Source organism: Methylobacterium sp. Leaf104 (genome assembly GCF_001422885.1).
Classification (GTDB): Bacteria; Pseudomonadota; Alphaproteobacteria; order Rhizobiales; family Beijerinckiaceae; genus Methylobacterium.
This window is the reverse complement of record NZ_LMMZ01000037.1, coordinates 201,976-213,058: the sequence shown is the minus strand read 5'-3', so window position 1 is coordinate 213,058 and position 11,083 is coordinate 201,976. Positions and strand designations below refer to the sequence as shown.

General features: G+C 72.3%; 8 protein-coding genes and 1 other RNA gene. 7 read left to right on the top strand and 2 right to left on the bottom strand.

What is annotated here, in order from left to right; translation table 11 throughout:
* Positions 1-151: 151 nt before the first annotated feature.
* On the bottom strand, positions 152-2,782 hold the full coding sequence (pepN, locus tag ASF49_RS17930; protein ID WP_056476085.1) for an aminopeptidase N: 2,631 nt from the start codon (positions 2,780-2,782) through the stop codon (positions 152-154).
* 131 nt (positions 2,783-2,913) lie between these two features.
* Here pepN and gloA point away from each other — a divergent pair, with 131 nt between their 5' ends.
* On the top strand, positions 2,914-3,354 hold the full coding sequence (gene gloA, locus ASF49_RS17925; protein WP_056476082.1) for a lactoylglutathione lyase: 441 nt from the start codon (positions 2,914-2,916) through the stop codon (positions 3,352-3,354).
* 66 nt (positions 3,355-3,420) lie between these two features.
* Here the strand turns inward: gloA and ASF49_RS24280 are convergent, their stop codons facing one another.
* On the bottom strand, positions 3,421-3,594 hold the full coding sequence (locus tag ASF49_RS24280) for a hypothetical protein (protein WP_200930083.1): 174 nt from the start codon (positions 3,592-3,594) through the stop codon (positions 3,421-3,423).
* A gap of 186 nt (positions 3,595-3,780) precedes the next feature.
* On the opposite strand from ASF49_RS24280, the gene rnpB reads away from it, so the two are divergent.
* The 6 genes from rnpB (at position 3,781) to ASF49_RS17900 (ending at position 11,066) form a co-directional block, all read left to right on the top strand.
* An RNA gene (gene rnpB / locus ASF49_RS18525) (RNase P RNA component class A) lies at positions 3,781-4,191 on the top strand.
* A 486-nt stretch (positions 4,192-4,677) separates the two neighbouring features.
* Positions 4,678-5,736, top strand: coding sequence for a 16S rRNA (cytosine(1402)-N(4))-methyltransferase RsmH (gene rsmH, locus ASF49_RS17920; protein WP_056476079.1), 1,059 nt, complete (start codon positions 4,678-4,680; stop codon positions 5,734-5,736).
* On the top strand, positions 5,733-6,161 hold the full coding sequence (gene ftsL, locus ASF49_RS17915) for a cell division protein FtsL (RefSeq protein WP_056476075.1): 429 nt from the start codon (positions 5,733-5,735) through the stop codon (positions 6,159-6,161). The genes rsmH and ftsL overlap by 4 nt, the downstream gene beginning before the upstream one ends.
* A 38-nt stretch (positions 6,162-6,199) precedes the next feature.
* The gene (locus ASF49_RS17910) at positions 6,200-8,107 is read left to right on the top strand and encodes a peptidoglycan D,D-transpeptidase FtsI family protein (RefSeq protein WP_056476401.1); all 1,908 of its coding nucleotides are present in this window, start codon (positions 6,200-6,202) and stop codon (positions 8,105-8,107) included.
* Complete coding sequence (locus tag ASF49_RS17905) at positions 8,104-9,579, top strand: UDP-N-acetylmuramoyl-L-alanyl-D-glutamate--2,6-diaminopimelate ligase (protein ID WP_056476073.1); 1,476 nt, start codon at positions 8,104-8,106, stop codon at positions 9,577-9,579. The genes ASF49_RS17910 and ASF49_RS17905 overlap by 4 nt, the downstream gene beginning before the upstream one ends.
* Positions 9,576-11,066, top strand: a complete 1,491-nt coding sequence (locus ASF49_RS17900) for a UDP-N-acetylmuramoylalanyl-D-glutamyl-2,6-diaminopimelate--D-alanyl-D-alanine ligase (protein WP_056476070.1) — start codon at positions 9,576-9,578, stop codon at positions 11,064-11,066. The genes ASF49_RS17905 and ASF49_RS17900 overlap by 4 nt, the downstream gene beginning before the upstream one ends.
* Positions 11,067-11,083: the final 17 nt, after the last annotated feature.

Genomic DNA, 11,083 nt, shown 5'->3' with positions numbered 1-11,083 from the left:
CCGATCCGCGTTTCGAATCGTATACGATTCAACATTTCCGCCGGGGTTTTGTCCACGCGTTTTTTCCGGCCACGCTTGACTCCCGGCGCGAATCCGAGGCGCGGATTCGACGCCTCGGGCCGGTGAAAAGCCGATTCCCTTCAGGGACTTGCTAGCCGGCAAGCGTCCGGTCGAGGATGTCGCCGACGTCCCGTGACAGTCCGGCAACAGCGCGAATTTTCAGCAATGTGGACTCGGCCGCCTCGCGGCGCCCCGGCTCCATCATCCGCCACGATCCGAAGGCCGTGAGCAGGCGTGCGGCCACCTGCGGGTTGGTCCTGTCGAGGGCCAGAACCGCCTCCGCCACAAGGGCATAGCCGGCGCCGTCCGGTCGGTTGAACTGGGTCGGATTGCCCAGGCTGAAGCTGCCGATCAGCGCCCGGACCCGGTTGGGATTGGTCATCGAGAAGGCGGGGTGATTCTGCAGGGCGCGGATGCGGTCCGGCGTTCCGGCCTCGGGAATCCCGGCCTGGATCGCCAGCCACTTGTCGAGGACGAGGGGTTCGGCCCGGTAGGCCTCGGCGAATCGCGCGAGCGCCGATTCGCGCTCGGCGCCGGGCACCTGGGACAGGACCGCGAGGGCGGCGAGCCGGTCGGTCATCGTCGTCGCCGTCTCCATCTGGTGGAGGGCGAGCCGCGTCGCGGCTTCCGGATCGGCCGCCGCCACGAGGTCGAGGGCCGCGTTGCGGAAGGCGCGCCGGCCGGCGGCTGCGGCATCGGGGCTGAACGGCGTGCCCGGGGCCTCCGCGAGGGCGTCGCGCAGGCCGAGGAGCTGCGGCTCCAGGCGGGTGCCGAGGGCGCGGCGCAGGGCGTGCCGGGCGCGGTGGATCGCGTCCGGGTCGATCTCGCTGGCGATCTCGTTGGCCGCGTCGGCCTCGCTCGGCAGGACGAGGATCAGGGCGGCGAAGGCCGGGTCGGCGAGGGCCTCGGCCTCCAGGAACCCGGCGAGCGCCTGGCCGAAGCCGGCGGCGCCGGCATCCGCCAGGGTGCCGGAGCGCGTCCCCTGCACGAGCAGGCGCATGGCGACGCTCTGGGCCGCCTGCCAGCGGTTGAACGGGTCGATGTCGTGGCGCAGCAGCGTCAGCGTGTCGGCATCCGTCATCTCGATCTCGACCCGCACCGGGGCGGAGAAGCCGCGGAACAGCGAGGGCACGGGGCGGACGGGGACGTCGGTGAAGGTGAGGCCGTCGCTCGCCCGGTCGAGCACGAACACGCCGTCCCGGACCCGGTCGTTCGCCGGCGTATCGAGGGGGCCGTCCGGACCGACGAGGCCGAGGCGGACGGGGATCACCAGGGGCGGGGCGTCGGGGGCGCCGGGCAGGCTCTGGCGGAGGGCGAGGCGGTAGGTCCGCGCCTCCGGATCGTAGCTGCCCTGCACCGCCACCCGCGGCGTGCCCGGGCGCTCGTACCAGCGCGCGAAGGCGGACAGGTCGCGGCCCGAACTGGCCGCGAAGGCGGCGAGGAAATCCTCCACCGTGGCGGCGCGGCCGTCATTGTCGGTGAAGTACCGGTCCATCCCGGCCCGGAAGGCCTCCGCGCCGAGGAGCGTGCGCAGCATCCGCACGATCTCGGCGCCCTTCTCGTAGACGGTGGCCGTGTAGAAGTTGTTGATCTCGGTGTATTGGCGCGGCCGCACCGGGTGGGCCAGCGGCCCGGCATCCTCGGGGAATTGCCGCGCCCGCAGGGTGCGGACCTCGCCGATGCGGTGCACGGCGCGCGAGCGCATGTCGGAGGAGAATTCCTGGTCGCGAAAGACCGTCAGGCCCTCCTTGAGGCAGAGCTGGAACCAGTCGCGGCAGGTGATGCGGTTGCCGGTCCAGTTGTGGAAGTACTCGTGCGCGATGATCGCCTCGATGGCGGCGTAGTCCGCGTCGGTGGCGGTCTCGGGCGAGGCGAGGACGTAGCGGTCGTTGAAGATGTTGAGGCCCTTGTTCTCCATCGCGCCCATGTTGAAGTCGGAGACCGCGACCACGTTGAAGACGTCGAGGTCGTAGGCGCGGCCGAAGGCGGTCTCGTCCCAGGTCATCGAGCGCGCCACCGCGTCGAGGGCGTAGTCGGCCCGCGCCGCCTTGCCCGGCTCGACGTAGACGGCGAGCTCCACCGTGCGGCCCTCGCTGGTGGTGAAGGGGCGCCGGACGGCATCGAGGCGCCCGCCCACCAGGGCGAAGAGGTAGGCGGGCTTCGGGTGGGGGTCGTGCCAGATCGCGTAGTGCCGCCCGGGGCCGGCCCCGCCGGATTCCGCGAGGTTGCCGTTGCCGAGCAGCACCGGCGCCGCGTCGCGATCGGCCTCGATCCGCGTGGTGTAGACCGCCATCACGTCCGGCCGGTCGAGGAAATAGGTGATCCGCCGGAAGCCGTCGGCCTCGCACTGGGTGCAGTAGACCCCGTTCGAGCGGTAGAGCCCCATCAGCTTGGTGTTGGCGCTGGGGTCGATCCGGGTCTCGATCTCCAGGGTGAAGGGTCCCGCCGGAGGCCGGTGCAGGGTCAGGCCGGAGGGAGAGACGGCGTAGGCGTCCGCATCGATGACGGCGCCGTCGAGGCTGAGGCGCTCCAGCACGAGGTCCTCGCCGTCGAGGACGAGGGGCGCACCCGGGCGTCCGACCGGATTCGGCGCCAGGCTCAGGGTGGCCCGGACCCGGGTGGCGGTGGGATGGAGCGCGACGTCGAGGGCCACCGTGCCGATCCGGTAGTCGCTGGGGCGGTAATCCTCCAGGCGGATCGCGATCGGGGTTTCGGTGCGCATGCGGGCTCCTCGAGGTCAGGGCGTCACTGTGCGGGGTGCGCGGCGGCGGCGCAACGCGCGCGACCCCAGGCTCGTTGACGCGTGGCCGCGCCGGACCAGATAGGCGCTGATCCCTCGGAGAGCCCCAGCCCATGCGCTTCCTACACACCATGGTCCGCGTCGCGGATCTCGACCGTGCCCTCGACTTCTACGTGAACACCTTCGGCCTGCAGGAGGTGCGCCGCACCGACAACGAGAAGGGCCGCTTCACCCTGGTGTTCCTGGCCGCTCCCGACGATGCCGGCACCGCCCGGGAGACCCAGGCCCCCGTGATCGAGCTGACCCACAACTGGGACCCGGAGACCTATTCGGGCGGGCGCAACTTCGGCCACCTCGCCTACGAGGTCGACGACATCTACGCCTTCTGCGCGAAGCTGCAGGCGGCCGGGATCACGATCAACCGCCCGCCGCGCGACGGCAACATGGCTTTCGTGAAGTCCCCCGACGGCATCTCGATCGAGCTGCTGCAGAAGGGGCCGGCCAAGCCGCCGCAGGAGCCCTGGTCCTCGATGGAGAACACCGGCTCCTGGTAGGCTCCCGGGGACTCAGTCCCCCGGAGCGGACGGGCGGCCCCGCGCGGGGCCGCCCGTCCGGTCGCCTCAGGCGCCGGTCTCGGGCGCGGGCGTGATGCCGAGCTGGCTCAGCTTGGCCGCCACGATCTCGATCGGCCGGCGCAGCTTGAGGCTCATGACCGAGACCGGGATGCCCTCGCGGGCCATCTCGGTGAGTTGCTGGACGGATTCGAGCGTCCAGGCCGTGTCGTTCGTCGCCATCGCTTCCTCCTGATCCTTCGCAGACGGTGACGCCGGGCTCGCCCGGCGCCGGCCTGGGAGACCTGGCGCGAGGCGTGCCGCCCGCAAGGCGCGAGGCCAAAATCTCGCCATGCCGCTCCGGCGGGCAGGCCCCGCGGGGAATGGGCCTTGACCCCCGGCCCGCGCGCGGCGCACATCCGCGCCGGATCAGTCGGCCGGGCGGCCGCTCCGGGCGTCATGCCCGGGGAGGAAAGTCCGGGCTCCATGGAGAGACGGTGCCGGATAACGTCCGGCGGGGGCGACCCCAGGGACAGTGCCACAGAGAGCAGACCGCCACGGACCGGCTTCGGCCGGTCCGTGGTAAGGGTGAAAGGGTGCGGTAAGAGCGCACCGCGGACGCGGCAACGCGGACGGCACGGCAAACCCCACCGGGAGCAAAACCGAATAGGGGCGACACGGGGGGCCTCGCGGCCCCTTCAGGCCCTCTCTCCAGGCCCGTCGCCCGGGTTGGTTGCTCGAGGCGGTCGGCAACGATCGTCCCAGAGGAATGGCCGCCACGTCAGGGGGCCGCGAGGTCCCCGGGCCCTACAGAACCCGGCTTACAGGCCGACTGATCCTCCACGGCTCCCCCGCGGGCGCCGGGTCTCCGACCGGGCCGCCCGCCCCCGCGGCGGCAGCGCATCGCAGGTGCCGGAGCGCCCCCCGTGGCCCCTTCGGTGTCGCAGGGTCGCGGAGGCGCCGTCGCGCATCGGGAAACCGCTTTGAGAGCGAAAACTTACGCTCGGTTAACCTTGCTGAGGTCTGATCCTCGGGAGCCGCTCCCCCTCGGCCAGGTTCGTTGACGGCGCTCAGAGGCCCATGGTACCCCGATTCATCCCGTCAACGGCGATTTTCGGATCGACGGACGCAGCCTGTCCCAGGCAGGCCGGTGTCCGCATGCGCGGTCGCGTCACGCGTCGACCCGGAGACGCCCCGTCTCTCCGAGCCGCGCTCGCGTGCTCCAGCCCCGTGGAAGGGACGCATGCGCCGCTTCGATCCGGTCGAACCCTCGCTCATTCCCGCCGCTCCCTCGACCGCGCGACCGCCGCGCGCCGGAATCGCCCGGTGACGCGCGCCCCCCGCGAGGCGCGGGTGAGCCGATCCGTCGACGGGGCACCGCACGTTCCCGTCCTTCTCGCGGAGGTCCTCGACGCCCTCGACCTGCCGGGTCGGGCGCTTGCCGTCGACGGCACCTTCGGGGCCGGCGGCTACACCCGGGCGATGCTCGGCGCCGACCCGGCCGTTCACGTTCTGGCGATCGACCGCGACCCCGGCGCCATCGCGGGCGGCGCGCCCCTGGTGGCCGAGGCCGGCGGCCGTCTGACCCTGGTGCCGGGCCGGTTCGGCAGCCTCGACGCCTGCGTCCGCGCGGCGGGTCACGCTTCGGCCGACGCGGTGGTGCTCGATATCGGCGTCTCGTCGATGCAGATCGACCAGCCCGAGCGCGGTTTCTCCTTCCGCAACGACGGCCCCCTCGACATGCGCATGGAACGCGCCGGGCCGAGTGCCGCGGACCTCGTCAACGACTCCGAGGAAGCCGACCTCGCCGACGTCATCTTCCACTACGGCGAGGAGCGCCGCTCCCGCGCCGTCGCCCGGGCGATCATCGAGGCGCGCCGGAAAGGCCGCATCGAGACCACCGCGGCCCTCGCCGAGATCGTCGCCAGCGTGGTCTGGGCCGATCCGGCCAGCGGCATCCATCCGGCGACCCGGACCTTCCAGGGCCTTCGCATCGCGGTGAACGACGAGCTCGGCGAGCTCGTGCAGGCGCTCCACGCCGCCGAGCAGATCCTCAAGCCCGGCGGCCGCCTCGCGGTGGTCACCTTCCATTCGCTGGAGGACCGGATCGTGAAGCAGTTCTTCTCGGCCCGCAGCGGCCGGGCGGCCCAGGCCTCCCGCCACCTGCCGAGCCTGGAGGCGCCGGCGCCGCGCAGCTTCGCGGCCGTGACCAAGGGTCCGGTGCTGCCGACCGAGGCCGAGACCGCCGCCAATCCCCGCGCCCGCTCGGCCAAGCTGCGCGCGGTGGAACGCACGGACGCCCCCGTGCCCGCCCCCCTGGCCGCCATCGAGACCCTGGCCGCGCTGCCGGCGCGGACAGGTCGGAGCGGAGGAGCGCGCCGGTGATCCGTTTGCTCAACCTGATCGCGGTGCTCGGCCTGATCGGCTCGGCGATCTACGCCTACTCGATCAAGTACGACACGCTCTACCAGGCCGGGCAGGTCTCGAAGGCCCAGACCCAGCTCAAGAAGGAGCGCCAGGCCATCGCGGTGCTGCGCGCCGAGTGGCAGCTCCTGACCCGGCCGGACCGGCTCCAGGCGGCGGTGGAGCGCTACCTCGCCCTGGAGCCCATCGGCACCGCCCATCTCGGGCGCCTCGCCGACCTGCCGGCGCGCCCGGACCGCGGCGACGAGATCGGCCGGCTTCTGGCCGCCACCGCGACGCCGAAGGAGAAGCCGACGGCGGGCCGCGGCGGCGACGAGCCGCGCACCACCGGCAGCGTCACGCCGCGCACCACCACGACCAGAACCCCGACCACGACTTCGAGGTAGTGCCCGTGTCCGAAGTCCCGCCGCCCGGCCAGGGCTCGATCCAGTCCGCCGATTCCCATCCTCCGGCCGAGCCGACCCATGCCTCCGACCCGGCCGCCGAGGCCGGCGCGCCGCACGAGGCCGTGTCCGCCGAGGCCGCGACGCCCGAGGCGATCCGGGTCGAGCGGACCAGGCTGGAGCCGTCGGTCGAGGGCCTCGCGCCGCCGCCGACGTCGAAGCGCCAGTGGATCGTCCGCAACGTCCGGGCGATGTTCCACCTCGCCATCGAGCGCTCCTATACCCGCGTCGGCCTCGTGGGCCTCGCCTTCACGCTGGTCTTCGCCACCATCGGTGGGCGCCTGATCCTGGGCGCCGCCTTTCCGGAGGCGGATAACGGCGACCGCCGGATCGCGGCCGCCGCCACCACGGCGATCCGCCCGGACATCGTCGACCGCAACGGCGAGATCCTGGCCACCGACATCCGCACGGTCTCGATCTTCGCCGAGCCGCGCAACATCTACGACAAGGACGAGGCGGTCGAACTCCTCACCGCCGTGCTGCCGCAGATCAACGCCACCGAACTGCGCGCCAAGCTCTCCACCAAGAAGGGCTTCGTCTGGGTCAAGCGCGAGATCACCCCGAAGCAGCAGGCCGAGGTCCATCGCCTCGGCATCCCGGGCGTCGGCTTCCTGCCCGACCACAAGCGCGTCTACCCGAACGGGGTCGCGGCCGCGCACATCCTCGGCGTGACCAACCTCGACAACATCGGCATCGCCGGCATCGAGAAGTACATCGACAACCAGGGCAACAAGGCGCTCAACGATTTCGGCCTCGTGGCCAAGCAGACCGACCTCAAGCCGATCCAGCTCTCCATCGACCTGCGGGCGCAGTTCGCCGTGCGGGACGAGCTCGCCTGGGGCCTCGACCACTTCAAGGCCAAGGCCGCCGCCGGCATGATCCTCGACGTCCAGACCGGCGAGGTGATCGCGCTCGCCTCGCTGCCGGACTTCGACCCGAACGATCCGGCCGACGCGCTCAACCCCGACCGCATCAACCGCATGAATGTCGGCGTCTACGAGATGGGCTCGACCTTCAAGGCGATGACCCTCGCGATGGCCCTCGATTCCGGCAAGTTCAACGTGAACTCGACCTTCGACACCCGCGGCGGCGTGCTGAACTGGGGCCGGCAGAAGATCCACGAGTACCACGGCACCAACCGCGTCATCACCATGCCGGAGGTGTTCACCCACTCGTCGAACATCGGCTCGGCCAAGATGGCCCTCGGCATCGGCGTGCCGGGCCACAAGGCCTTCCTCAAGAAGATGGGCCTGACCGACCGGATGCGCACGGAGCTGCCCGAGAGCGCCGAGCCCATCGTCCCGGCGCGCTGGACCGAGATCAACACCATCACCATCGCGTTCGGCCACGGCCTCGCGGTGGCGCCGATCCAGGCGACGGCGGCGGTGGCGGCCATCGCCAATGGCGGCTTCCTGATGACGCCCACCTTCCTCAAGACCACCGCCGAGGAGGCGATGGCCAAGGCCACCCGCGTGCTCAAGCCCGAGACCAGCGAGGCGATGCGCTTCATCATGCGCCTCAACGCCGTCGAGGGTTCGGCCAAGAAGGCCGCGATCCCGTACTACTACGTCGGCGGCAAGACCGGCACCGCCGAGAAGGTGATCCACGGGCGCTACGTGAAGAACCGCCTGTTCACGACCTTCATGGCCGCGGCCCCGATGAACAATCCGAAATACCTCTTCGTCACCATCATGGACGAGCCCCAGGGCCTGCCGGAATCCGGCGGCTACGCCACCGCGGCCTGGAATTCCGGCGTCGTCACCGGCCGGGTGATCGAGCGCGTCGCCCCCGTCCTCGGCCTGCCGCCGCAATTCGATCCGCCGGTGAAGCCCTTCCCCCTGATGGTGAAGCTCGGCGCCTACCACGCCACGCAGGTGGACGGGCGATGAGCGGGCCGACCCTCGGCGGACTCTTCCCCGAGGCGGAGGCCAGCGCTGGCCTGCCGGTCTCGGGCCTCACGGCGGATTCGCGAACCGTCGCGCCGGGCTTCGTCTTCGTCGCCGTGCCGGGCACCGCCGCCGACGGCCGCCGCTTCGCCGGCAAGGCCGCGGCGGCCGGCGCCGTCGCGGTGGTGGGCGAGGGCGAACGGCCGGCGGGGCTCGACGCGAGCGTGCCCTACATCGCCGTGGCGGATGTGCGCCGCAGCCTCGCCCTCGCGGCGCGGTCCTTCTCGGGCCGGCAGCCGACCGAGGTCGTGGCGGTGACGGGGACGAGCGGGAAGAGCTCCGTCACGGATTTCGTGCGCCAGATCCTGGCGCGCCTCGGCGCCGAGGCGGCGAGCCTCGGCACGGTGGGCATCGTCACCAACCGGGGCGCCAGCTACGGCTCCCTGACCACCCCCGACCCCGTGACCCTGCATGCCACCCTGGCGCGGCTCGCCGAGGACGGCATCGACTACCTGGCGATGGAGGCCTCCTCCCACGGGATCGAGCAGCGCCGCCTCGACGGGGTGGCCCTCGCCGCGGTGGGCTACACCAATCTCGGGCGCGACCATCTCGACTACCACGCCACCATGGACGACTACCTGGCGGCCAAGCTGCGGCTGTTCACGACCCTGGCGCAGCCCGGCATCCCGGCGGTCGTCAACCTCGACGGCGCCTATGCCGACATCGTCGTGGCGGCCGCCTCGGCCCGCGGCCTCGACGTCCACACCACGGGGTCGAAGGGCGACACGGTGCGGCTGATCTCGGCGCGGACCGAGGGCTTCCACCAGCACCTCGCGCTCCAGGCGCCCGGTCCATCGGGCCGGCTGCAGGACTACACCGTGCGCCTGCCGCTGGTCGGCGGCTTCCAGGTCGAGAACGCGCTGCTGGCCGCCGGCCTCGTGCTGGCGACGCCCGCGGGCCGGGCCGACCGCCCGGGCGTGATCGCCGCCCTCGAACACCTCACCGGGGTTCCGGGCCGGATGGAGCGCATCGGCGAGGCCAATGGCGGCCTCTGCCTCGTCGACTACGCCCACAAGCCTGAGGCCCTCGACGGCGTGCTGACGGCCCTGCGCCCCTTCGCGACGGGCCGCCTGCGCCTCGTCTTCGGCTGCGGCGGCGACCGCGACACGGGCAAGCGCCCGATCATGGGCGCCATCGCGGCCGGGAAGGCCGACGCCGTCATCGTCACCGACGACAATCCCCGCAGCGAGGATCCCGCCGCGATCCGGGCCGCGATCCTGGCCGCCGCGCTGGGCGCCGTGGAGATCGGCGACCGGGCCGAGGCGATCCGCACCGCCGTGCGGGCGCTGGAGCCCGGCGACGTGCTGGTGGTGGCCGGCAAGGGCCATGAAACCGGCCAGATCGTGGGGTCACAGGTCCTGCCCTTCTCGGACCACGACGTCCTCCGGGCTGCGATCGCGGAACGCTCAGCATGACCGACAACACCCCGCCCGCCACGACCCCGCTCTGGACGACCCCGCTCTGGACGCCCGACGCCCTGGAGGCCGCCACCGGCGGCAGGCTGCTGGGCGAGGCCAGGCCGATCGCCGGCGCCTCGATCGACACGCGCACGCTGGAGCCGGGCGACCTGTTCTTCGCCATTCGCGGCGAGGCCCGGGACGGGCACGACTTCGTCGCCGCCGCCCTGGAGCGCGGGGCCGGCGCGGCCGTCGTCGCGGCGGACAGGGCACGGGACTTCGCGGGCGCCGGGCCGGTCCTGGCCGTCTCGGGTGCGGGCGAGGATCCGGTCCTCGACGCCATGCGGGCGCTCGGCGCCGCGGCCCGGGCGCGCACGGAGGCCGGCATCGTCGCGGTGACGGGCTCGGTCGGCAAGACCGGGACCAAGGAGGCCCTGCGCCACGTGCTCTCGGCGCAGGGGGCGACCCACGCCTCCATCGCCTCCTACAACAACCATTGGGGCGTGCCCCTGACCCTGGCGCGCATGCCCGCCGAGACGCAGTTCGGCGTGTTCGAGATCGGCATGAACCACCCGCGCGAGATCGTGCCGCTCACCGCGATGGTGCAGCCCGACATCGCCCTGATCACCACCGTCGAGCCCGTGCACATCGAGCACTTCGCCTCGCTCCCGGCCATCGCCGACGCCAAGGGCGAGATCTTCTCGGGGGTGAAGGTGGGCGGAACCGCCATCATCAACCGCGACAACCCGAACTACGCGCGCCTCCTCGCCCACGCCCAGGCCTCCCGGGCCGGCCGGGTCGTCACCTTCGGCGAGCATCCGGAGGCGGATGTGCGCGCCCAGCGCATCGTGCTGCGGCCCGACCTCTCGGTGGTCGATGCCGTGGTGATGGGCATCCCGGTGACCTACCAGCTCGGCACGCCGGGCCGGCACACGGCCATGAACTCGCTGGGCGTGATGGCGGTGGTGCATGCCCTCGGGGCGGACCTCGCCCGCGCGGCCCTGTCGCTGGCGGCCCTGCGGCCGCCGGTCGGCCGCGGCGAGCGCACGGCCCTGGCGGTCGGGGAGGGCGAGGCCTTCCTGGTGGACGAGAGCTACAACGCCAACCCGGCCTCGATCCGCGCCGCCCTGGCGACCCTGGCCGGCATCGAGACCGGCCCGCGCGGGCGCCGCATCGCGGTGCTGGGCGACATGCTGGAGCTCGGACCCGAGGGCGAGGCCCACCACCGCGACCTCGCCGGGCCGGTGGAGGCCGCCAAGGTCGATCTCGTCTTCACGGCCGGGCCGCTGATGCGCAACCTCTTCGAAGCCCTGCCGGTGAGCCGCCGCGGCGCCTCGGCGGCGACCTCCGCCGATCTGCTCGAACCCGTGCTCTCGGTCCTGCGTCCCGGGGACGCCGTGATGGTGAAGGGTTCGAACAGCATCCGTATGGGCCGGATTGTCGAAGCGCTCAAAGCCCGTTACGCGAACGCCCAAGCCGAACCGCCGCACGCCGCCGCGCGCTGAGGCGACCTTCATCACGG